Below are 22,909 nucleotides of genomic sequence, written 5' to 3'. Positions count from 1 at the left end.
CACGCAGTCTCTGCGCGGCAACGCTCGCGTCACCGCGAACTCGGGTAGCGCACACCCGCGCCACCGCTGAACTCGGGTAGCGCACACCCGCGCCACCGCTGATCTCCGGTGGCGCACACCCGCACCACCGCCGATGTCCGATGGCGCACGCCGACGTTGCTTCGCACCGCGACCGCGTGCGGCAAAGGCAATCCCGCGTCACCGGCCGCAGTGGGACATGTGCCAACTGGCATCCTTTGCCGAGATCTACCGATCTCCGGGCATTTCTGGCAAAGTCCCCTTCCGCCCGTGCGGACGTGGACGTGGACGTGTGGAGGTTGCCCGATGGCCGGTTCTACGACCGAAGGCGTCGCTCGGCATCGGTTGCCGGTGCGGAAGTTGTTCGCTGCCAGTGCGGGCAATGCGCTCGAGTGGTTCGACTGGACGATCTACGCGACCTTCAGCATCTACTTCGCCGGCGCGTTCTTCCCTCCTGGCAACGAAACGCTCGCGTTGATCAACACGTTCGCCACCTACGCGCTCGCGTTCTTCTTCCGGCCGCTCGGCGGCGTGCTGCTGGGACGGTTCGCCGACGTGCACGGGCGCAAGCCCGCCATGATCCTCACCATTTCGCTGATGGCGGGCGGGTCGGTCGCGATCGGGGTCCTTCCGACGTTCGCGCAGGTCGGCTGGCTGGCTCCGATTCTCCTGCTGCTCGCCCGGATCGCGCAGGGGCTTTCGCTCGGCGGGGAGGTGTCCAACGCTTCCGCGTACCTCGGCGAGGTCGCGCCCAAGGAGCGGCGCGGTCGCTACTCGTCCTTTTTCTACATCTCCACCGGGTCCGCGGTGCTCATCGCCACCGTGGTCGGGTTCGTGCTCGCCCGCACGATGGACAAGGCGCACCTCACCTCGTTCGGCTGGCGGATTCCGTTCCTGCTCGGCGGGGTGCTCGGGCTCGTCGGGCTGTGGCTGCGACGCAGTCTCGCCGAAACCGAGCTGTACCACGAGAAAAAGGAAACCGCGCGACAGGTGCAGCGGCCGCTGCTCACCACGCTCACCCGGCATCCGAGGGCGGTCAGGCAGCTCATCGGGTTCTCGATGCTCAACACGCTCTGCTACTACACCTTCTTCAGCGCCCTCCCGTCCTTCGCCGTCAAAGGGCGCGGCGCTAACGACGTCGACACGTTCCTCGCGCTTTCCGTCGCGACCGCCCTCTTCGTCGTCCTCCAGTACCCGATGGGCGCTCTCGCCGACCGGTACGGACGGCGGCCGCAGCTGCTCGTCTGGTCCGGCGCGACGGCGCTGGTGATCGTCCCTCTCTCCTACCTCGTGCGACCCGGGCTCGGGAATCTGCTCATCGTGTTCTGCGTCGGCCTCGCGCTCTACACCGCGATGACCTCGCTCGCCCCCGCGATCATGAGTGAGCTCTTCCCCACCGAACTCCGCGGGCTCGGTATCGGCGCTTGGTACAACCTGACCGTGGCCGTGTTCGGCGGGACCGCGCCGCTCGTGCTCAGCGCGCTGTCCGCGGCGGGCGCTGCCACCGCGTTCTTCTGGTACGTCGCCGTCGGGGCGGTCATCGCGTTCTTCGTGATCTTCCGAATGCCCGAAACGAACGGCAGCGAACTGCGGTAAACCCGCTCGCGCGCGGTCGGTAGGCTTCAACGATCGACTACGCGAAGGAGGGACACCGTGCGCAAGCCCGAGGTTAGTGAGGAACTGGCCCGACGCGTGGTGGCCGCGCTCCGCCGCGCGTTCGACGTCGACCTCGATCCGTCGGCGGCGCTCATCGCGGTGTCCACTCGCGACGGTGTCGACTACCAGTGCAACCTGGCGATGAGCCTCGGCAAACGGCTCGGCAAACCACCGCGCGAGGTCGCGGCCGGGATCGTCGAGAACCTGGAATTGGACGGCGTCGCCGACCCGCCCGAGATCGCCGGACCCGGATTCCTGAACTTCGTGCTGCGCCGCGAATGGCTTGAGCAGCGCGTCGCCGAGCAGGTGAAAGACGACCGGCTCGGCGTCGCCGAAACCGAGCAGCCGCGCCGCGTCGCGCTCGACTACAGCAGTCCCAACGTCGCCAAGGAAATGCACGTCGGGCACCTGCGTTCCACGGTGATCGGCGACGCGATCAGCAGGCTGCTGCGTTTCGTCGGACACGAAGTGCTGCCGCACAACCACCTCGGCGACTGGGGCACGCCGTTCGGCATGCTCATCGAGCACCACCTGGACGATCCGTCCGGCGACCGCAGCGACCTGAACGCGTTCTACCAGGCCGCGCGCCGGAAGTTCGACGCCGACGAGGCCTTCGCGACCCGCTCCCGCGAGCGCGTCGTGAAACTCCAGGGCGGCGACCCGGACACGCTCGCCTTCTGGCAGGAACTCGTCGACGAGTCGACAAGGCACTTCAACGCGGCCTACCGCCAGCTCGGCGTCACGCTGACCGACGACGACATCTACGGGGAAAGCTTCTACAACCCGTACCTGGGCGAGGTCGTCGACGAACTCGAAGCCGACGGGCTCACCGAGATCAGCGACGGCGCCGTGTGCGTGTTCCCCGAAGGCTTCGCCAATCGCGAAGGCGACCGGCTCCCGCTGATCGTCCGCAAGCGCGACGGCGGCTACGGCTACGCGGCCACTGACCTCGCCACCATCCGGTACTGGACCGTCGAACGCGGCGCGACCGACCTGCTGTACGTCGTCGGCACCCCGCAGGCGCAGCACTTCGCGATGATCTTCGCGGTGGCCCGCGCGGCCGGGTGGCTCGACGGCGTGCACGCCGAGCACATCGGGTTCGGCTCGATCCTCGGCGCGGACGGCAAGGTGATGCGCACCCGCGCCGGCGAGACGATCAAGCTCGCCAGCCTGCTCGACGAAGCGGTCGCACAGGCCACGGAAATCGTTGCCGAGCGCAGTGAACTCAGCACGGAAGAGCAGCAGGAAGTCGCGCGCGCGGTCGGAATCGGAGCCGTGAAGTACGCCGACCTTTCCAGCGACCGCGAGCGCGACTACGTGTTCGACTGGGACCGCATGCTCGCCAAGGACGGCAACACGTCCGTCTACCTGCAGTACGCGCACGCGCGGATCGAGTCGATCCTCGCCAAGGCCGGCGAGACCGTCGAAAACGCGCCAGTCCTGCTTCAAGAACCGGCGGAACGCGCTCTCGCGCTGACGCTGCTTCGGTTCAGCGAAGCGATCACCGCGGCGACGTCCGCGTACGCGCCGCACAAGCTCTGTACGTACCTGTACGACACGGCGGTCACGTTCTCGCGCTTCTACGAACAGTGTCCGGTGCTGAGCGCGGAAACGCCGGAGCTGCGCGCTTCGCGAGTACAGCTGGCCACGCTCACGTCGCGCACGCTCGTCCAGGGACTGGCGCTGCTCGGCATCGAGGCCCCGCGCCGCCTCTAATTCACCGTCCGATGTGGACGAGCGCCATCAAGGTATCGGCGACCTCGTCCACTGCTTTCCCCCGCGCGGCGGACGGCAGTTCACCGCACCACGTCGGCGCCTGGCTCATCGCGGCATGCATGCACTGCAGCACGGTGTCGACGCTGGTGACGGTGAACTCGCCGCTCGCCAAGCCTTCTTCGATCAGCGCCCGGAAAAGCGCGTCGTGGCGACGGCGGAGTTCCTTGATGCGTTCGCGTTGCGCGCTCGGCCATTCGCGCGGCATCAGGAACAGCCGCAGCGCCGCCGGATAGTCGTTGACCGCGATCGTGACGTGCTCGTGGATCAACGCGCGCAGCCGGACTTCCGGCGTGCCTTCGGTGCGGTCGAGCAACTCCTCCAGCCGGGCCGTCCACTCGTCGCCGAGTGTTTCGATCGCCGCCGTGCCCAGCTCGTCCTTGCTGGAGAAGTAGTAGTACAGCGAGCCCTTGGTGACGTCGAGGCGCTCGGCGACGTGCTCCAGGCTCACCGCGTCGTAGCCGCGTTCGCCGAACAGTTCGGCCGCTGCCGTCAGGATCTCCTGGATCCGCTTGCCCCGTTTGCGCTGCATGCGCTCGGACGGCGGCTTCACCGCGCCCATCCCGCTCCTCCCGGTTTTCCGCTGTCCCGAAAGCCTACCGGTTGACTATGCGTTCAACTCTTGACTCTAGGGTCAAATTTTGTCACCGTGGTCAGACGACAGACGGGAGCGGACGATGGAGTTCGAGGACATCCGGTACGAGATCGACGGCCCGGCCGCCGTTGTCACCATCGATCGGCCGGAGCGCTACAACGCCTTCCGCGGGCGGACGGTCGACGAGCTGATCAAGGCGTTCCGCGCGGCGTGGGCGGACAAGCACGTGCAGGCGGTGATCCTCACCGGCGCCGGCGAGAAGGCGTTCTGCACCGGCGGCGACGTCAAACAGCGCGCGGAGACCGGCGACTACGGTCCCACCGAGAGCGGCATGTTCGAGATCGGCAACCTGCACAAGCTCATCCGGGACATCCCGAAGCCGGTGATCGCCGCGGTCAACGGCGTCGCGATCGGCGGCGGCCACGTGCTGCACGTCCTGTGCGACGTCACGATCGCCAGCGAGACCGCGCGGTTCGGCCAGGCCGGTCCTCGGGTCGGATCGTTCGACGCCGGGTTCGGTTCGGCCTATCTCGCGCGGGTCGTCGGCGAGAAGAAGGCGCGCGAGATCTGGTTTTTCTGCCGCCAGTACGACGCGGCCGAGGCCGAACGGATGGGTCTGGTCAACGCAGTCGTCCCGCCGGGCGAGTTGCTCAAGACCGCCAAGGCGTGGGCCGATGACACTGCCGCCCTGAGCCCGACCGCGCTGCGTTTCCTCAAGCAATCCTTCAACGCCGACACCGACCACCAGGCCGGACTGTCCAATTTGGCCATGTCCGCGCTCGACCTCTTCACCGCCTCGCCCGAGGGCCTGGAGGGTGCGCAAGCGTTTGCGGAGAAGCGCAAGCCGGACTTCGTCTCGCACGTGAACTGGCACTGACCATGGATTTCTCGTTCACCGACGACGAGGACGCCTACCGGCACGAACTGCGCCGGTTCGCCAGGAAAGTCCTTGCGCCGCATTACCAATCCGATGACAAGGCGGCGAAGTTGCGGCCCCAGCTCGTCGCGGACCTGGCATCGATGGGCCTGACCGGCCTGCGCATCCCGGAACGGCACGGCGGCCAGGAGGCCAGTGCGGTCGTCGCCGGGATGGCGGCCGAGGAGGTCGCGCGCGGCGACTTCAACGCGGCCTATCTCCTCATCGTCAGCGCGCTGGTCAGCGACATCCTCACCCGCAACGCGACCGAGGAGCAGCAGGCCGCGTGGTTGCCGCCGATCGCGTCCGGCGAGGTCGTGCCCGCGTTCTGCATCACCGAACCCGGGCACGGCACCGACGCCGCGAAGCTCGAGATGAAGGCCGAACCGGACGGCGACGGCTGGCTGCTCACCGGCGAGAAAACGTCGATCACGCTGGGCATGTCCGCGGACGTCGCGCTCGTGCTCGCCCGCACCGGCGGCCCCGGCGCCCGCGGCGTCAGCGCGTTCTGGGTCGAACTGGACGACACCCATGTCTCGCGGGCGGCGTTCGACGATCTCGGCAGCCGGGCGATCGGCCGGGCCTCGCTGCACTTCGACGGGCTGCCGGTCCCCCGGGAAGCGTTGGTGGGCGGCGAAGGGCAAGGGTTCGTCTCCGTGATGCAAGGCTTCGACTACTCGCGCGCGATCATCGGCCTCGCTTGCCTCGGCGCGGCCCAGGTTTCTCTCGACGAGGCGCTGCAGTGGTCCCGCGACCGCGAGGCGTTCGGCAGTCCGATCGGGACTTTCCAGGGCGTCGCGTTCCCCCTCGCCGAGCAGGCGACCTACCTGCGCGGAGCCCGGCACGTTTGTTACGAAGCCTTGTGGCGCAAGGACAACGGCGTCGAGCACAGCACTGAAGCAGCGATGGCGAAGTTCTGGGCGCCGAAGCTCGCCGCCGAGACCATCCACCAGTGCCTGCTGACGTTCGGGCACCTCGGGTACTCCAGCGAAAGCCCGGTCGGGCAGCGGCTGCGCGACGTGATCGGCCTGGAAATCGGCGACGGCACCGCGCAGGTGTCGAAGCTCGTCATCGCGCGCAACCTGCTCGGCCGCGCGTACGCCCCTTGAGGAGGCATTGTGCTGAAAGACAAAATCATCATCGTGACCGGCGCCGGTCAGGGCATCGGCCGCGGCATCGCCGAGAAACTGGCCGCCGAGGGCGCGACCGTCGTGGTCAGCGACATCAACGAGACCACCGCGAAGGAAACCGCGGCCGCGATCGGCGGGCTGGGCGCGAAAACCGACGTCACCTCCGCCGAATCCGTCGCCAGCGCAGTCGAGCAGGTCCGCTCGCAATTCGGCCGGATCGACGTGCTGGTCAACAACGCCGGATGGGACAAGGCCGGTCCGTTCGTGGAGTCCGATCGCGCCGATTGGGACCGCGTCGTCCAGATCAACCTCTACGGCGTGCTCAACACCTGCCGCGAGGTGCTGCCGGTGATGGTCGAGCAGGGCTTCGGGTCCGTGGTCAACATCGCGTCCGACGCGGGCCGGGTCGGTTCGTCGGGCGAGGCGGTGTACTCCGCGGCGAAGGGCGGCATCATCGCGTTCACGAAGTCGATCGCCCGGGAATTGGCGCGCAGCACGGTGAACGCCAACGTCGTCTGTCCCGGGCCCGCGGACACCGAATTGTTCGCCTCGCTCGGCGGCGACAATCCGAAGCTGCGCGAAGCGCTGACGAAAGCCATCCCGTTCCGGAGGCTCGCGCAGCCGTCGGACATCGCGAATGTGGTCGCCTTCCTGGCCTCCGACGAGGCCGCCTACGTCACCGGCCAGACCGTCAGCGTCAGCGGCGGCCTCACCATGAGCTGACCCGGAGCCCGCCATGCCGTTCGCGACGATCCTCACCGACGAGACGATCGAAGCCCACACCCGCGCCGGGTACTGGGGCAACCGCACCATCACCAACTGCCTGGACGACGCCGCGGCGGCCACGCCGGACAAGACCGCATTCGTCGATTCGCGGCGCGGCATCACCTTCGGCCAGCTCAAACAGGAGGTCGACCGCTGCGCGCTCGGGCTGCTGGAGCTGGGCGTCCGCCCGGGCGACGTCGTGTCGTTCCAGCTGCCGAACTGGATCGAGTGGATCGTCGTGCACTACGCGGCGAGCCGGATCGGCGCGGTCAGCAATCCGCTCATCCCGATCTACCGGGACCGCGAGGTCGGCTTCATGGTGGCGCTCGCGAAGTCGAAAGTCCTGGTGGTGCCGCGGGAATTCCGCGGTTTCGACTATCCGGCGATGGCGGAGCGGCTCCGTCCGCAGTGGCCGGAACTGGAGCACGTGCTCGTGGTCGGGTCGTCCTGGGACGAGTTCGCCGCGACACCGTGGGAAGAGCGGCGGGAACTGCCGTCGTGGCGGCCTGATCCCAACGACGTCACGCTGCTGATCTTCACCTCCGGCACCACCGGCGAGCCTAAGGGCGTGATGCACACGCACAACACCGCCATCGCCGCGAACAACCCGCTCCCCGCCCGGCTCGGCATCACCTCCGAGAGCGTCCTGCACATGGCCTCGACGCTCGCGCATCTCACCGGGTTTCTTTACGGTGCGAGGCTCGGCGTGCAGAACGGCGCGACCTGCGTGCTGCAGGACGTGTGGGACGCCGCCCGGTTCGTGGAGCTGGTCGCCGAGCACGGCATCACCTACACCTCCGCGGCGACGCCGTTCCTGCACGACCTGGTGTCCGCGCCGAACCTCGCCGAGCACGACCTCAGTTCCCTGCGACGGTTTTGCTGCATGGGCGCGCCGATCCCCCGGGCGCTCGTGCGGCAGGCACGACGGAAACTTCCCGGTCTCGTCGTGCTCGGCGGCTGGGGGCAGACCGAGGACGCGCTGGTCACGCTCGGCATCCCGGGCGATCCGGACGACAAGCTGATCGACACCGACGGCTACCCGTGGCCCGGCATGCGAATCCGGGTCGTCGACGCGGACGGGACCGAGCTGCCGCCGGGCGCCGAGGGCCGGCTGCAGGTCGCCGGGCCGTTCCTGTTCGTCGGCTACGCGGAACGGCTCGACCTGGCGCGGGAGAGCTTCACCGGCGAGTGGTTCGACACCGGCGACCTCGCGACCATCGACGCGGACGGCTACCTCCGCATCGCCGGCCGCACCAAGGACGTGATCATCCGCGGCGGAGAGAACATCCCGGTCGCGTACGTGGAGAACGTCCTTTACGAACACCCGGACGTCGAAGCGGCCGCCGTGGTCGCGATTCCCGATCCGCGGCTGCAGGAACGCGCGTGCGCCTGCCTCGTGCTCAACCCCGGCGCGCACTTGGATCTGGAGCAGCTGCGCGGCTTTCTCGCCGAGAAGGGCGTCGCGAAGCAGTACTGGCCAGAGCGCGTGGAACTGTTCCCGGAACTCCCCCGGACCGCCAGCGGCAAAATCCAGAAGTTCCAGCTCCGGGCACTGGTGGAAAAGCACAGCGGGACCGGTCCCCGGCCGGTTCAGTAGCTTCGGGCACGAGAGAGGGGAGAATCTCGTGTCCCGCAATGATCCCGACTACGCCCGCGCCTTGGCGCTGGTCGAGGAGGCCCTGTCCCGGCTGCGCGGCCCGATCCGGCGGGAACGACGGCGGCTGCGCTGGGAACAGTGGCGCAGGCGTCCGTACTACCGCTTCGAACCGGACGGCAAGAAACCGCAGCTCGTGCACCTCGCCGGACTCCGCGTCACTCCGCTGTGGACGGCCGTCGGCACCGGGGTGTCCGACGTCGACGTGCGTTATCCGGTGACCGCGCGCCGCCGGTTCACGATCGGATGGCGCTGGCTCGTGCGGCACGACTACGACGAGTTCCGGGTGCCGATCTCGCTGGTCGCCGACGCCAGCGGCCAGGCCGTGCTGGTCGCGCCGGGCGGCCGGACCTACGCCGCGGACGAAACCGGCTGGCAGACCCTGGCCGCTCTCCTGTACACGGAATACGCCATGCCGCCGGGCGGGCGCTGGTACGGCGCGGGCTGACGTCAGCCTCGCAGCTTCCGCCGCAGCGAGAGGCCCGCGCCCACCACGGCCATCGACGCACGCGTCGCCCCGCGGCTGAATCGGCTCTCGGTCACGAACTGCTCGGCGCTGCGCAACGAACCACGCACTTGCGGGTACGCGTACTTCCGCATCTGCCGCTCGTAGTCGGCGACCGCAGCGGTTACGTCGCCGCCGCGAGAAAGATTGCGGCACAACACTTGCGCGTCGCGCAGGGCGATGTTCGCGCCGATGCCGCGGAACGGCGTCATGCTGTGCACTGCGTCGCCGAGCAGGGTGACCGGGCCGGTCTCCCACTCGCGGACCGGCACCGACGTGCGGATCGGCAGCATGCTCACCGTGCCGTCCGGCGAATCCCGGACCAGGCGGCTGAACGCCGGATGCCAGTCGCGGATCCGGTCCAGCATCAGCGAACGAAGCGCGGGAGCGTCCAATTCGGCGAGGTCAGCGGGGAAATGCCCGGCCTTCGCGCCGTAGGACCACATCACGTAGCTCGCGGTGTTGTCGAACAGCACTGGGTCGACGGTCGCGGTCTCGTCGTTGACCGATGCCGCCGGAAACTCGTGCGGCGCGGTGAACATCCCGCAGCCCGGCGGGGGCAGCACGAGCGTCGGGGCCGTCGCCAGTTGTCGCGGGAGCTGCGCGCGGGACTCTTCGGTCAACGGGAATTTGCCGATGATGGTACGGATTCCGGTGTCCACTCGCTTCGCGTGCGGCAGCAGCTGCGCGCGGACCCGCGAACTCGCGCCGTCCGCGCCGACGACCAGGTCCGCCTCGGCGGTGGTGCCGTCGGCGAAGTGCAGGCCGACGCCTTTGGCATCGGTCTCGTAGCGGACGAATTCCTTGTCGTGCCACAGGATTCCGTCCAGTCCGGACGACAGCGCCTGGTGCATCGAAATCCGGCTGACCGAGTGATGCGCGGCGGCTGGGTCGGCGCTGGACGGAGGGTCGAAGACCGCCAGCTCGCGCATCTTCTCGGTGACGAAGCCGAACGTGCCCTCGCTGACCCCGGTGGCGGCCAGGAACTGCTCCCACGCCGCCGTCGGGAGGCACTCGTGCAGTGCGGCGGAGCCCATCGGCGCGATGTGCACGCGGTAGCCCTGCAGGCGCTCGGTCCTCGTGCGGCTGCGCTCGTACACCGCCACCTCGAACCCGGCCCGCGACAAGCCGTGTGCCAGGCACAACCCGCCGGTGCCGCCGCCTACTACCGCCACCTTGATCTTCTTCATGGTCATTCCCCTCTCGGTCGCCTACCATAATCATCCTCACGGATGATTGTGTCAACCATCAGGATGATTAATGCGTCGGTTAGGCTGCCGAGGTGTCCGAGACCACCCCGCGCCGCGCGCCGCGCCCCGGTGAGCGTCAGCGCGATCCCGAACGCACGAAGGCCCGCATTTTCGAGGCGGCGAAGGCCGAGTTCGGCAGCAAGGGGTACGCGGCCGCGCGGGTCAGCGACATCGCGCAGCGCGCGGGCGTGAACAAGCAGCTGATCTCGTACTACTTCGGCGGCAAGGAAGGCCTGTACGCGGAGGTCGCGAGCGAACCGTTCTCCGGGTTCGCCGCGATGACCACGGCGGACCGGCCGCTCGCGGACGTGGTCGCGGATTTCGCCCGGAGCGGGCTCTCCGATCAGGACCAGGCGCGGCTGTTCCTGCGGGAGAACATGGCCGAGGGCACCGCGAGCAAGGCGGGCGCGGAATCGCAGCGCGAGTTCCTGCGGGGACAGCTCGAGTACATGCGGGCCCGGCAGGAAGCGGGCGACTTCCCGTCCGACGTGGACCCGAAGACGTTGCTGCTGATGCTGATGGCGGCGGCGAGCGCGCCGACGTCGCTCCCCCGGATCGCGGAAGCGCTCACCGGGGAGGATCCGTCGTCAGAGTCCTTTGTGGAGTACTACGCGGAGCAGCTCGCCCGCGTGGCCCGGCATCTCTCGGGGTCTTAGCGGCGCAGCGGAACGAGGTCGTCCGCGTGCACGACCTCCCGGCGATGCTCCACCGGAACCTCATGGCTCGACCGGCCGATCAACGCGGGCAACTCCCCCGCGTCGAACCCGACCACCCCGCGCGCCACCGGGACGTCCGCCGCATCCACCAGATCGACCACATCGCCGGCCTCGAAATCCCCCTCCAGCCCGGTGATCCCGGCCGCCAGCAGCGATCGGCGGCGCAGGATCGCCCGCACCGCGCCGTCGTCGAGGCGGAGGCGGCCGGAGGTGTCGGCGGCGTACCCGAGCCAGAACCGGCGGGCGGACAGGCGCGTGTCCGCGGCCGCGAAGGCGGTGCCGACGTTCGCGTCGCGCAACGCGTCCCCGGCGTCCGCGGCGGCGGCCAGGAGCACCGGGATTCCGGCCCCGGCCGCGGTGCGCGCGGCGGAAAGCTTCGAGACCATCCCGCCGGTGCCGAGACCCGAGGACGACATCCCGACCGCGATGCCCTCCACATCGGACTCGCCGCGCACTTCGGTGATCTTGCGGGTCGCGCCGTCGCGCGGGTCGCCGTCGTACAGACCGTCCACATCGGACAGCAGGACCAGCGCGTCGGCGCCGACGAGGTGCGCCACGAGCGCGGCGAGCCGGTCGTTGTCGCCGAAGCGGATCTCTTGCGTGGCAACGGTGTCGTTCTCGTTCACGACCGGCACCGCGCCGAGCGCGAGCAGCCGGGAGAACGTGCGCTGCGCGTTGCGGTAGTGCGCGCGGCGGACGACATCGTCCGAGGTGAGCAGCACCTGGCCGACCGTGAGGGAGTAGCGGCCGAACGATTCCGCGTACGCGTGCGCCAGCGCGAGCTGTCCGACACTCGCCGCGGCCTGCTGGGTAGCCAGGTCACGCGGACGCTTGCCCAGCTTCAACGGCGCGAGCCCGGCACCGATCGCGCCCGACGACACGAGCACGATCTGCGCGTCGCGAGCAACGCGGTCCGCGATCGCGTCGACCAGAGCGTCGAGGCGAGCTACGTCGAGCCCGTCCCCCGCGGTGGTCAGCGCCGAGGAACCGACCTTCACGACGAGCCGGCGCGCCTGCGCGATCTCCTGGCGCGTGCCGCTCACCGGTCGCGCTCCGCCTGCTCCTCGTCCTCCCACACGTCGTCCAGTTCAGCCTCGACGGACGGGGTCTCCTCGTCGATCGGCTCGTCCTCTTCGCCGGTGCCGTCGCGGCGGATCCGGCGGGCTTCCTTGCGCTCGGCCGCGCCGACGCGGTCGTTGCGCTCCAGCCGGACGTCCGTGCCGCGGCCGGACAGATGCACCGCGACGCCCGGCGTGGACGGCTGCCATTCGAACTGGATGTCGCCGATGGTGACCGGGCTGCCCGGGCGGGCGCCGTTCTTCGCCAGCGCTTCCTCGACGCCGAGCCGGTTGAGCCGGTCCGCGAGGTAGCCGACGGCCTCGTCGTTGGCGAAGTTCGTCTGCCGGATCCACCGCTCCGGGCGCGAACCGCGGACGATGAACCCGCCTTCCTCGTCCGGATCGGGCTCGACCGAGAACCCGCTGTCGTCGATCGCGAGCGGGTGCAGCACGATCTTCTCCGGCTCCAGCACCGGCTGCGCCTCGCGGTAGGCCTCGACGACCTCCGCCAGCGCGAAGGTCAGCTCCTTCAGGCCCTTGCGCGACGCGGTGGACACCTCGAACACGCGCAGCCCGCGAGCCTCCAGGTCGGGGCGCACGAACTCGGCCAGCTCGGCCGCTTCCGGGATGTCGATCTTGTTCAGCACCACCACGCGCGGGCGTTCCTCGAGCTTGCCGCCCAGCCCCGGCGTGTAGCGGGCCAGCTCCTGCTCGAGAGCGTCCACATCGGACAGCGGGTCGCGGCCGGGCTCCAGCGTCGCGCAGTCGACCACGTGCACCAGCACGGCGCAGCGTTCGATGTGGCGCAGGAAGTCCAGGCCGAGGCCGCGGCCCTCGGACGCGCCCGGGATCAGGCCCGGCACGTCGGCCATGGTGAACACGGACGAACCGGCGGTGATCACGCCGAGGTTCGGCACGAGCGTGGTGAACGGGTAGTCGGCGATCTTCGGCTTCGCCGCGGACAGCACGGAGATCAGCGACGACTTGCCCGCCGACGGGAAGCCGAGCAGGCCGACGTCCGCGACCGAACGCAGCTCCAGCACGAGGTTGCGGCTTTCGCCGGGCTCGCCGAGCAGCGCGAAGCCGGGCGCCTTGCGGGCCTTCGACGCGAGCGCGGCGTTGCCGAGGCCGCCGCGTCCGCCCTGTGCGGCGATGAACCGGGTGCCGGGGGTGGTGAGGTCGGCGACGAGTTCGCCGTCCTCGGTGAACACGACGGTGCCCGGTGGGACCTTCATCTCCAGTCCCTCGCCGGCGGCGCCGTTGCGGTTGCTGCCCATGCCCATTTTGCCGTTGCCGGCGCGGGCGTGCGGGCGGAAATGGAAGTCGAGGAGGGTGTGCACGTTGGCGTCGACGACGAGGGTGACGTCCCCGCCGTTGCCGCCGTTGCCGCCGTCCGGGCCGCCGAGCGGCTTGAACTTCTCGCGGTGCACCGAGGCACAGCCGTTTCCCCCGTCCCCGGCGGTCAGATGGATGACCGCGCGGTCCACGAACCGGGACGCCATGGGCTTGCCTCACTTCACGTGCGAAAAAGTATCCGGACAAAAACAAACGAGGGGTGGTGCCGGAGTTATTCCGGTCCCACCCCTCGCTTGGAGGTTCTGACGCTGCCGAGACCGAAGATCAGGCCTCGACTGGCACGATGTTGACCGTCTTGCGGCCGCGCTTCGAGCCGAACTCGACCGCACCGGCGGCGAGCGCGAACAGCGTGTCGTCGCCGCCACGGCCGACGTTCACGCCGGGGTGGAACTTGGTGCCCCGCTGGCGGATCAGGATCTCGCCCGCGTTCACCTCCTGGCCGCCGAAGCGCTTCACGCCCAGTCGCTGGGCGTTCGAATCACGACCGTTGCGGGAGCTGGACGCACCCTTCTTGTGAGCCATCGCTCAAGCCCCTTCTGGAAAAGTTTCTGTTGCGAAGATCCGGAGAACTACTTGGAGATGCCGGTGACCTCGACGCGGGTCAGCTTCTGCCGGTGGCCCTGGCGCTTGTGGTAGCCGGTCTTGTTCTTGAACTTGTGGATCCGGATCTTCGGACCCTTGGTCTGCTCGACGACCTTGCCGGTGACCGAGACCTTCGCCAACGCGTCGGCGTCCGTGGTGACCTCGCCACCGTCCACGAACAGCACGGCGGGGAAGGTGTGCTCGGTGCCCGGCTCGCCCTCGAGCTTCTCGACCTCGACGACGTCGCCAACGGCAACCTTGTACTGCTTGCCGCCGGTCTTGACGATCGCGTACGCCGACACGGAAGTCTCCTGCATTACTCGACAATGGGTTAGGGGGCTGGCGCGGCCGGCCCGCCGGGAGGCGGTCCAGGTGCTCGCGCAGCGGCTCATGCTTGCGATGAGCCGTACTACAGGTTACGGGAGGCCCCGGGCGCTGCTGCACCCGGGGTACCCGTGGTGGATCAGCTCTGCTCCGAAGCCTTCACCGGCGGCCCTGCCGGACGCGAAGCGGCGCGGCGCGGACGGCGCCGGGCGCTGCGCACGGCCGGGGCCGGAACGTCGACCTCGGGTTCTTCGGCGGAGCCCGCTTCCGCGGTCTCCTTCGGGGCTTCCGCCTCCGGCGCTGCCTGGCCGGCCGCGGGCTCCGGCTGCTTCGGCTCCGGCTGCTGGACAGAGGCCGGGGCCTCCGTCCGGTCCTCGGCCTTTTCCGGCGCAGCGGCCTGCTCAGCCGGCTGTTTGACCGCTTCCTGCTCCTTCGCCTCGGCGGTCTCCGCCGACGCTTCCGGACCGTGGTGCTCGTGCTTCGCCTTGGACGCGTTGGCCATGGCCTGCACCGCCGTCACCACGGACTCGCGCTGCACCGGGGTCGGGGCCGGGACGGCCTGCTCCGGCTTGGGCTCGTGCTGCTCCTCGCCCTTCCCGCGGCCGCGGGAGCGCCGGGAGCTCTTGGTGTCGCCGCCGCCGTGGCTGTGTCCGTTGTTCCCGTTGTGCCCGTTCCCGGTGCCGCCGCCCGCGGTGCGCTGCGGTTCGGTGGACACGACGACGCCGCGGCCCTTGCAGTGCTCGCACGGCGCGGAGAACGCCTCGAGCAGCCCGGTGCCGATCTTCTTGCGCGTCATCTGGACCAGGCCCAGCGACGTGACCTCGGCCACCTGGTGGCGCGTGCGGTCGCGGCCGAGGCATTCGGTGAGCCGCCGCAGCACCAGGTCGCGGTTGGACTCGAGCACCATGTCGATGAAGTCGATGACGATGATGCCGCCGATGTCCCGCAGCCGCAGCTGGCGGACGATCTCCTCCGCCGACTCCAGGTTGTTGCGGGTCACCGTCTCCTCGAGGTTGCCGCCCGAGCCGGTGAACTTGCCGGTGTTGACGTCGATGACGGTCATCGCCTCGGTGCGGTCGATGACCAGGTAGCCGCCCGAGGGCAGCCAGACCTTGCGGTCGAGCGCCTTGGTGATCTGCTCGTCGATCCGGTGGTCGGCGAACGCGTCGCCGGTGCCGGTGTAGCGCTTGAGCCGGTCGGCCAGGTCGGGCGCGACGTGCTGCACGTAGCCGTGGATGGTCTCCCACGCCGTCGAGCCCTGGACCTCGAGCTTCGCGAAGTCCTCGGTGAACAGGTCGCGCACGACCTTCACCAGCAGGTCCGGCTCCTCGTACAGCATGGTCGGGGCCCCGCCCTTCTTGGCGGTCCCGGCCGAGGCCTTCTCCTTGATGACGTCCCACTGCGCCTTGAGCCGCTGGACGTCCCGGTCGAGCTCCTCCTCGCTGATGCCCTCCGAGGCGGTGCGGATGATGACGCCCGCGTCCTCCGGGACGATCCGCTTGAGGATGTCCTTGAGCCGGCGCCGCTCGTTCTCCGGCAGCTTGCGCGAGATGCCGGTGGCCCCGCCGGCGGGGACGTAGACGAGGAAGCGGCCGGGCAGCGAGATCTGCGTGGTCAGCCGGGCGCCCTTGTGCCCGACCGGGTCCTTGGTGACCTGCACCAGCACGCTGTCGCCGGTGGACAGCGCCTGTTCGATCTTGCGCGCCTTGCCTTCCAGGCCGGCGGCGTCCCAGTCGACCTCGCCCGCGTAGAGCACGGCGTTGCGGCCGCGGCCGATGTCGATGAACGCGGCCTCCATGCTGGGCAGCACGTTCTGGACGCGGCCGAGGTAGACGTTGCCGACGATCGAGCCGGTGCCCGCCGACGTCACGAAGTGCTCGACCAGCACGCCGTCCTCGAGCACGGCGATCTGCGTCGAGTCGCCCTTCTCGGCGACGACCATGGTGCGGTCGACCGACTCGCGGCGGGCGAGGAACTCGGCCTCGGACAGGATCGGGGCGCGGCGGCGGCCCGCCTCGCGGCCGTCGCGGCGGCGCTGGCGCTTGGCCTCCAGCCGCGTGGAGCCGCGGACGCTGCGCACCTCGTCGCGCGCCGGGCGCTCGGCCTCGGCGGCCTTGGCCTGGCGGACGTGCGTGACGGTGTTCGGCGGGTCGTCGGTGCCGGTCGCCTCGGCCGCTTCGTCGTCCCCGCCCTTGCGACGGCGGCGACGGCGGCGGCGCTTGGTGCCGCTCTCGGACTCGGCGTCGTCGTCGGACTCCGCCTCGGCCTCGCCCGCCTCGTCCGGCTTCTCGGTCTTGGCGTCCTTGGTGTCTTTGGAGTCCTTGACCTGCGAGGCCTGCTGGTCCTGCCGGTCTTCGGAGGTTTCGTCCTCGTTCTCGGACTGGGCCTCGTCGCTGCCCTTGCCCCGGCCGCGGCCGCGACGGCCGCGACGGCGCCGGCGGCGGCCGCCCGCGTCCTCGCTGTCCTCGTCGGAACGCTCGTCGCGGGTCTCGTCCGAGGTTTCTTCCTCGGCGGTGTCGGCGGCGCGCTCGCCCCGGCCCGGGCGCTCGGCCTGCGCGGGAGCCTCGCCGACGCCGAACAGCGGCTCGGGCTTGCTCCGCGCCGGCTGCGGGGGCTCGGGCGGCAGGAAGACCGGCGAGGGCGCGGCGAAGACCGGCACGTGCACGGGGCCGCGGGCCGGGGTGGCTTGCTCGGTTTCCTGCTGCTCGGCCGGGATCGCGGGCGCGACGGCCCGGCGGGCGCGACGGGTGCGGGTGCGCTTCTCGCCGGTCTGAGCGGCCTCCTGCTCGGCGGCGCCGGTCGCCTGCTCAGCGGCTTCCGGCGCGGCGGCGGTTTCCGCGGCAGCGGTCTCCGGCGCGGCATCGCCCGCAGCGGCGGCTTCGGGGGCGGCGCTCTGTTCGGCGGTTTCCGGCGCGGTGGTTTCCGGCGCGGCGGTTTCCGGCTCGGTGCCAGCGACCTCCGCGGCATCGGTCTCGGGCGCGGCAGCCTCACCGGCGGTCTCCTGGGCGGCGGGTCCCGGGGCGGCCCCGCCGTCCTGGTCTCCGGCGGCCGCCTGCTCGGCGACGTCGTTTCCGGTGGCCGTGTCCTGGACGGCCGCCTCGGCGGAGTCGCCCGCGGCCTCCGCGTCGAGGATCACCGCCACGCGGTGCGCGACCTCCTTGGTCACGCTCGACTGGGCGCTGCGGGGGCTCTCCCCCAGCTCGGCGAGCTTGCCGAGCAGGTCGCGGCTGCTCAGGCCGAGCAGCTTGGCGAGCGCGTGCACGCGGATGCGCGGCGGCAGCTCGCCCAGCCTGCTGGTCGTGGGTGCGGCGGTATTCCCGCCGGTCTGATCGGCGGGTGTGTCCGCGTTCGACATATGTCTCCTCCGCCCCCGGGCGCGTCAGCCGGTTCGCACCGGTGGTGACGCGGCCGCGCAGGGGCCCTTTCTGTTCCGTGCCCGCCGTGGTGGTGACCAGCGGCGGGAATCCTGCTGGCAGCCGTGCGGTCCGCCGGGTCGGCGGCCGCTCGGTTCCTGGTCTGCTCGGCGGGGTGCCGGCCTGCTCGCGACCCCCGGGCCACCCGCCACGACATCGACCTTGGCCCGGCCTCCCGGGGGCGACGCGCGTGGTGCCGGTCCGGCACTCCTCCGGGCCGCTCACGACGCGAGCGGGATGCCCGTCGGCGCAGCGGCCAACGCGAGTATCCCACACCCGGGGGGACACCCGGTGTAGTCGGTGTCCCGCGGCAGGCGCCCGGGCGTGCCGCGATCATGCGCCCGGGGGAACTTCCGCGCTTCGCTTGTCGCGCCGGGCCCGGGGTGGTTAGCGTGCGGGCTCGGGCGCTCGCGCGGGCGCCCGGCATAGCCTCGCGCGCGGTGGGAGGTCCGGTGTCTGTGCTGGCGCGGCCGCTGCGCGCGGCCGTGTGCTCCCTCCTGGTCCTCGCCGGATGCGCGGCGGTCTCCCCCGCCGCCGCCGCGAGTGCCGGATGCGCCTCGGACGGCCGGACAGTGCGCTACGTGGTCGCCTTCGACCGCGGCACCCCGGAATCTTCCGCCCGCCAGCAGACGAGCGCGGGCTGCGGGCAGCTCGTCGGCTACTACCCGCAGATTTCGGTGGCGGTCGTCACTTCAGCCGATCGGGCGTTCGCGGACCGCCTCGGCCCGGAACGGACGTTCAGCGCGCAAGCCACCCGCACGGCCGCCGAACGGCCGGGCACCGCCGCGCAGCCCGCGCGCGCCGAACTCCCGCTCAGCGATCCCGCGCGGGTCCCCGCGACGGACCTGTCCGCGCAGCAGTGGGACATGAACCTGATCGGAGCCCCGGCCGCGCACCAGATCACCGGCGGCAGCCGGGCGGTGGTCGTCGGCGTCCTGGACTCCGGCGTCGACCCGAAGCACCCCGACCTCGCCGCGGCGATCGACCCGGACGATTCGGCGGGCTGTCTCACCGGCGTCCCGGACCCCAGCCCGGCCGCGTGGCAGCCGACGACCTCCGCGCACGGCACGCACGTCGCGGGCATCATCGCCGCTGCGAACGACGGCAAGGGCATCACCGGCGTCGCGCCGGGCGTGCGGATCGCGTCGGTGAAGGTGATCGACGACCGCGGCTACGCCGATCCGGAGGCGGCGGTCTGCGGGATCATGTGGTCGGCGGCGCGGCATCTGCCGATCGCCAACAGCAGCTGGTTCGTGAATCCGTGGTCCCTGTCCTGCGTGCGCGGCAACGACCGCGGCGTGGTGCACGAAGTGCTGGCGCGAGCGGTCGAATACGCGACTTCGCAGGGCACGCTGAACGTCGCCGCCGCGACCAACGAGGCGGTCGACCTCACGCCGTCGGCCCGCTCGGGTTCGCCGTCCGCCGCCGGGAAGTGCGAAGCGCTGCCCGCCGGGCTGCGGGACGTGGTGACGGCGTCGGCGATCAGCCCGGACCGGGTGAAGTCGGGCTACAGCTCGTACGGGCTCGGTGTGGTCGATGTCACCGCGCCGGGCGGCGACGACGACCGGTGCGTGATTTCGACCGTCCCGGGCGGATACGCGCCGATGTGCGGGACGTCGATGGCCGCGCCGCACGTCGCCGGGGTGCTGGCGTTGCTCAAGTCGGTGCATCCGACCTGGACGGCCGCCGAGCTGCGCCGCGCGCTGGACTCGCGCGCGACGCCGATGCCGTGCCCGGACAACTACGACCTGACCGGCGACGGGGTGCAGGACGCCTACTGTTCCGGCTACGACGGATACAACGGCTTCTACGGCCACGGCCTCGTCGACGCGCGGTCCGCGGTGGCGCCCGCGCAGGCCGGACTGCCCAGCCCGGCGCGCTGAGCGGACCGCGCTCAGGTCAGCAGCAGTTTCGCGATCCTCCTTGTCGCGCCCCAGATCCCGATCGCGGCGAGCACCAGCAGGTACGCCAGGTTGCCCAGCATGCTCCAGGAGAAGATGCCGGTCGCGAGCCCGCGCATCAGCTCGATCCCGTGGTAGAGCGGGAAGCAGCGGACCAGCCACCGCAGCGCTTCCGGGTAGACCGTGATCGGGAAGAACGTGGTGGAGAACAGGAACATCGGCATCAGGATGAGCTGGATGTAGTCGAACTGCGACGTCGACTTCAGGAAGCTGACCAGCGCGATGCTGACGGCCGCGAACGCGAACGACACGAGCAGCGCGGCGGGCAGGAGCAGCACCGCCCACCACGACGTGAGCAGCCCCATGACGCCGGTGACCGCCAGGAACGCGACCGAATAGAGTCCGCCGCGGATCATGGCCCACGCGATTTCGCCGAGCGCGACGTCGAGCGGGCCGACCGGGGTGGCCAGCATCGCGTCGTACGTCTTGGCGTAGCGCAGTTTGAAGAACAGGTTGTACGTGCACTCGAAGACCGCGCCGTTCATCGCCGACGACGCCAGCAGCGCGGGCGCGACGAACGCGACGTAGCTCATCGGCCGCCCGTCCGGCCCCGGCACCGTGGTGACCAGTTTGCCGAAGCCGACCTGGAAGGCGAGCAGGTAGAACAACGGCTCGAGCGCGCCGGACGCGAGCATCGTCCACGACCGTCCGTAGACGGTGAGCGCGCGTTCGATCAGCGCCGTCGCGCGGCCGCTGTACATCCCGGCGGGCAGGACGCGGAGCAGGATTCCGCGCCGCTGCGGAAGAATCGGGGCGTGCTGCAGGTCGGTCATCACGCCACCAGCCGTCGGTAGAAGCCTCGGTGCGCGATCGCCCAGCCGATCGCGACCAGCGCGGCCAGATACGCGAGATGCCCGAGCACCGGGAGCAGTCCGCGTCCGCCGAGGGTGGCGGCGCGCGCGAGCTCGGTCCCGTGCCACAGCGGGGAAATCCAGGCGAGCCAGCGCAGATACAGCGGCAGCTGGGCGATCGGGAAGAACGTGCCGGAGAACAGGGTCATCGGGATGACGACGAAGCGGAAAAGCAGCCCGAACCGCTGTCCCTCGTCGAAGGTCCACGCCGCCAGCGCGGCCATCAGCGATCCGCAGGCGAGCCCGGTGAGGACGCCGACGAGGATCACCAGCAGTGCTCCCGCGTTGGCCCAGGCGCCGAACAGCAACGCGATGAGCGCGTAGACCGCGCCGGAAAGAGCGAGCCGCAGAATGGTCCAGATCTGGTGGCCGCCGAGGACCTGGCCCGGAGACACCGGCGTCGCGGTGACGGCGAGATAGTCCTTCTGCCATTTGAATCCGCTGAGCACCGGATAGCTCGACTCGCTGACGCCCTGCTGCGCCGCGCCGGCGACGAGCAGCGCCGGGGCGACGTACTCGAGATACGACACGCCGCCGGTCGCCGGACCGGCTTTGACCTGCGAGCCGAAGCCGAGCCCCATCGCGGCGAGGAAGAGCACCGGTTGCAGGCCGGTGGAGTAGAGCGTGCTGAGCCAGTGCCTGCGGTACCACGTCCAGTAACCCTCGACGCGCAGCCAGGCGCCGTGGAAGCGGCCGACTACGCGGCCGGTGGCGGGAGCGGTCATCAGTCCACCAACGTCCGGCCGGTGAGGCGGAGGAAGACGTCCTCCAGGGAACTGCGCCGCACCAGGCTCGACAGCGGACGCAGGCCGCGCTCGTGGGCGCGCTCGAGGGTGGCCTCGCCGGTCATCGTGTAGAGCAGGACCCGGTCCGGGAGGACTTCGACGCGCTCGGCCAGCCCGTCGAGCCGGTCGGCCGCGTCCTGCTGCTCCCCCGGCGCGAACCGCAGCTCGACGACTTCCCGGGTGGAATGCCGGGCGATCAGGTCGGCGGGCGAGCCTTCCGCGGCGATCCGCCCGCCGTCCATGACGACCAGCCGGTCGCAGAGCTGTTCCGCCTCGTCCATGTAGTGGGTCGTGACGATCAGCGTGGTGCCGCGGGCTTTGAGCCGGAAAAGCCGGTCCCACAACAGATGCCGCGCCTGCGGATCGAGCCCGGTGGTCGGTTCGTCGAGCAGCAGCAGTTCGGGATCGTTGACCAGGGACCGGGCGATGGTGAGCCGCCGCTTCATGCCGCCGGACAGGGAATCGACCGGTTTCTCGGCGCGTTCGGACAGCTGCGCGAACTCCATCAGCTCCACCGCTTTGCGCCGCACGTGGGCGCGGGAGAGGCCGAAATAGCGGCCGTAGACGTGGAGGTTCTGCCGGACGGTGAGCTCCACGTCGAGGTTGTCCTCCTGCGGCACCACGCCCAGGCGCGCGCGGATCTTCGGCCCGTCGACGTTCGGATCCATCCCGAGGACGCGCAGATCGCCGTCGGTGCGCGGGGACACGCACGCGATCATCCGCATCGTCGACGACTTCCCGGCGCCGTTGGGCCCGAGGAAGCCGAACGCCTCCCCCGGCCGCACCTCGACGTCGACGCCGCGGACTGCCTCGAACTCTCCGAACCGTTTGACCAGCGCCTTCGCTTGCACGAGCGCTGGTTCCGATGCCGACTCTCCCACGAGGAACGACAGTAGAGGGAGGGACCGACAATTCTCGACCGGTTTCCCCGGAGGGCGGGCTACGGCATCCGGGTGGATCCGCACTGCCTCGGCAGGTATCGCCACCGCGAGCCCGACCGCAGCACGTCCGAGCTGTCCGTGAGGGGACCCCTGAGGGAATCAGATTCCCTCCAGGAGCGGCGGATTCACGGGGTGGTTGCAACACGTGGTGTTTGTTGGTGTGAGAGTAGTCGTGCGAGGGTTTCGGCTGGGGTGTGCCAGTCGAGGGTTTGGCGGGGGCGTCCGTTGAGTTCGGCGGCGACGCGGGCGAGGTCGTCGGTGGTGTGGCGGGACAGGTCGGTGCCTTTGGGGAAGTACTGGCGCAGCAGGCCGTTGGTGTTCTCGTTGCGTCCTCGTTGCCAGGGGCTGTGGGGGTCGCAGAAGTAGATCTGCAGGCCGGTGTCGAGGGCGATTTTCTTGTGGTGGGCCATTTCGGTTCCCTGGTCCCAGGTCAGAGACCTGACCAGCAGCGGGGGCAGGGTCTGGATCGCCTCGGTCATCGCCGCGGCAACGGTGGCGGCGTCGCGGCCGTGGGGCAGGTGCAGCAGCATGACGAACCGGGTCTGCCGTTCCACCAGCGTCCCGATGGCGGACGTGTTGTTTTTGCCCAGGATCAGGTCGCCTTCCCAGTGCCCGGGCACGGCGCGGTCGGCGGCCTCGGCCGGCCGCTGGCTGATGTTG

20 protein-coding genes are annotated in these 22,909 nt (G+C 70.2%); 9 read left to right on the top strand and 11 right to left on the bottom strand.

Annotated features, from left to right (window positions below; translation table 11 throughout):
* Positions 1 to 324: 324 nt before the first annotated feature.
* The gene (locus H5411_RS41360; protein WP_101434247.1) at positions 325 to 1,614 is read left to right on the top strand and encodes an MFS transporter; all 1,290 of its coding nucleotides are present in this window, start codon (positions 325 to 327) and stop codon (positions 1,612 to 1,614) included.
* Between the two features lie 57 nt (positions 1,615 to 1,671).
* On the top strand, positions 1,672 to 3,390 hold the full coding sequence (gene argS / locus H5411_RS41355) for an arginine--tRNA ligase (RefSeq protein ID WP_101434246.1): 1,719 nt from the start codon (positions 1,672 to 1,674) through the stop codon (positions 3,388 to 3,390).
* Position 3,391: 1 nt separating this feature from the next.
* Here argS and H5411_RS41350 read toward each other — a convergent pair whose 3' ends face one another.
* Positions 3,392 to 4,009: a TetR/AcrR family transcriptional regulator gene (locus H5411_RS41350; RefSeq protein ID WP_101434245.1), complete on the bottom strand. Its 618-nt coding sequence runs from the start codon at positions 4,007 to 4,009 to the stop codon at positions 3,392 to 3,394.
* 115 nt (positions 4,010 to 4,124) lie between these two features.
* Here H5411_RS41350 and H5411_RS41345 point away from each other — a divergent pair, with 115 nt between their 5' ends.
* The 5 genes from H5411_RS41345 to H5411_RS41325 are packed head-to-tail and all read left to right on the top strand — an operon-like array spanning position 4,125 to position 8,955.
* Positions 4,125 to 4,919: an enoyl-CoA hydratase-related protein gene (locus H5411_RS41345; protein ID WP_101434244.1), complete on the top strand. Its 795-nt coding sequence runs from the start codon at positions 4,125 to 4,127 to the stop codon at positions 4,917 to 4,919.
* Between the two features lie 2 nt (positions 4,920 to 4,921).
* Complete coding sequence (locus H5411_RS41340) at positions 4,922 to 6,067, top strand: acyl-CoA dehydrogenase family protein (protein WP_101434243.1); 1,146 nt, start codon at positions 4,922 to 4,924, stop codon at positions 6,065 to 6,067.
* 9 nt (positions 6,068 to 6,076) lie between these two features.
* Entirely contained in the window at positions 6,077 to 6,811 is a 735-nt protein-coding gene (locus H5411_RS41335; RefSeq protein WP_101434242.1) for an SDR family NAD(P)-dependent oxidoreductase, read from the top strand.
* Positions 6,812 to 6,824: 13 nt separating this feature from the next.
* On the top strand, positions 6,825 to 8,450 hold the full coding sequence (locus tag H5411_RS41330) for an AMP-binding protein (RefSeq protein WP_101434241.1): 1,626 nt from the start codon (positions 6,825 to 6,827) through the stop codon (positions 8,448 to 8,450).
* Between the two features lie 28 nt (positions 8,451 to 8,478).
* Positions 8,479 to 8,955 (top strand): hypothetical protein, encoded by a 477-nt coding sequence (locus H5411_RS41325; RefSeq protein WP_101434240.1) that lies wholly within the window; start codon positions 8,479 to 8,481, stop codon positions 8,953 to 8,955.
* Between the two features lie 2 nt (positions 8,956 to 8,957).
* Here H5411_RS41325 and H5411_RS41320 read toward each other — a convergent pair whose 3' ends face one another.
* Positions 8,958 to 10,202, bottom strand: a complete 1,245-nt coding sequence (locus H5411_RS41320) for an FAD-dependent oxidoreductase (RefSeq protein ID WP_101434444.1) — start codon at positions 10,200 to 10,202, stop codon at positions 8,958 to 8,960.
* 92 nt (positions 10,203 to 10,294) lie between these two features.
* Here H5411_RS41320 and H5411_RS41315 point away from each other — a divergent pair, with 92 nt between their 5' ends.
* Positions 10,295 to 10,918, top strand: coding sequence for a TetR/AcrR family transcriptional regulator (locus H5411_RS41315; protein ID WP_101434239.1), 624 nt, complete (start codon positions 10,295 to 10,297; stop codon positions 10,916 to 10,918).
* Here the strand turns inward: H5411_RS41315 and proB are convergent.
* From proB to H5411_RS41290, 5 genes are all read right to left on the bottom strand, one after another.
* On the bottom strand, positions 10,915 to 12,021 hold the full coding sequence (proB, locus tag H5411_RS41310; RefSeq protein ID WP_101434238.1) for a glutamate 5-kinase: 1,107 nt from the start codon (positions 12,019 to 12,021) through the stop codon (positions 10,915 to 10,917). The two genes, H5411_RS41315 and proB, sit on opposite strands and share 4 nt — an antisense overlap.
* Positions 12,018 to 13,538 carry a GTPase ObgE gene (gene obgE / locus H5411_RS41305; protein WP_101434237.1) on the bottom strand — a complete coding sequence of 507 codons (1,521 nt, stop codon included), beginning with the start codon at positions 13,536 to 13,538 and terminating at the stop codon, positions 12,018 to 12,020. The genes proB and obgE overlap by 4 nt, the downstream gene beginning before the upstream one ends.
* A gap of 118 nt (positions 13,539 to 13,656) precedes the next feature.
* The gene (gene rpmA, locus H5411_RS41300; protein WP_009081082.1) at positions 13,657 to 13,914 is read right to left on the bottom strand and encodes a 50S ribosomal protein L27; all 258 of its coding nucleotides are present in this window, start codon (positions 13,912 to 13,914) and stop codon (positions 13,657 to 13,659) included.
* Positions 13,915 to 13,961: 47 nt separating this feature from the next.
* The gene (rplU, locus tag H5411_RS41295; protein WP_009081084.1) at positions 13,962 to 14,276 is read right to left on the bottom strand and encodes a 50S ribosomal protein L21; all 315 of its coding nucleotides are present in this window, start codon (positions 14,274 to 14,276) and stop codon (positions 13,962 to 13,964) included.
* Between the two features lie 161 nt (positions 14,277 to 14,437).
* The gene (locus H5411_RS41290) at positions 14,438 to 17,653 is read right to left on the bottom strand and encodes a translation initiation factor IF-2 N-terminal domain-containing protein (RefSeq protein ID WP_183126987.1); all 3,216 of its coding nucleotides are present in this window, start codon (positions 17,651 to 17,653) and stop codon (positions 14,438 to 14,440) included.
* Positions 17,654 to 18,163: 510 nt separating this feature from the next.
* On the opposite strand from H5411_RS41290, the gene H5411_RS41285 reads away from it, so the two are divergent.
* Positions 18,164 to 19,594, top strand: coding sequence for a S8 family peptidase (locus H5411_RS41285; protein WP_183126986.1), 1,431 nt, complete (start codon positions 18,164 to 18,166; stop codon positions 19,592 to 19,594).
* An 11-nt stretch (positions 19,595 to 19,605) separates the two neighbouring features.
* Here H5411_RS41285 and H5411_RS41280 read toward each other — a convergent pair whose 3' ends face one another.
* From H5411_RS41280 to H5411_RS41265, 4 genes are all read right to left on the bottom strand, one after another.
* Complete coding sequence (locus H5411_RS41280) at positions 19,606 to 20,445, bottom strand: ABC transporter permease (protein WP_183126985.1); 840 nt, start codon at positions 20,443 to 20,445, stop codon at positions 19,606 to 19,608.
* Complete coding sequence (locus H5411_RS41275) at positions 20,445 to 21,248, bottom strand: ABC transporter permease (RefSeq protein WP_183126984.1); 804 nt, start codon at positions 21,246 to 21,248, stop codon at positions 20,445 to 20,447. Before H5411_RS41275 ends, H5411_RS41280 begins: the two co-directional genes overlap by 1 nt.
* Positions 21,248 to 22,189 (bottom strand): ABC transporter ATP-binding protein, encoded by a 942-nt coding sequence (locus tag H5411_RS41270; protein WP_101434232.1) that lies wholly within the window; start codon positions 22,187 to 22,189, stop codon positions 21,248 to 21,250. Before H5411_RS41270 ends, H5411_RS41275 begins: the two co-directional genes overlap by 1 nt.
* A gap of 185 nt (positions 22,190 to 22,374) precedes the next feature.
* Positions 22,375 to 22,909: IS30 family transposase (locus H5411_RS41265; RefSeq protein WP_183126983.1), on the bottom strand; the 535-nt coding region annotated here is incomplete at its 5' end.

The sequence above is a fragment of the Amycolatopsis echigonensis genome (genome assembly GCF_014174495.1).
Lineage (GTDB): Bacteria > Actinomycetota > Actinomycetes > Mycobacteriales > Pseudonocardiaceae > Amycolatopsis > Amycolatopsis echigonensis.
Note: the sequence above shows the minus strand (reverse complement) of the source record. Positions and strands in the feature narration are given on the sequence as shown.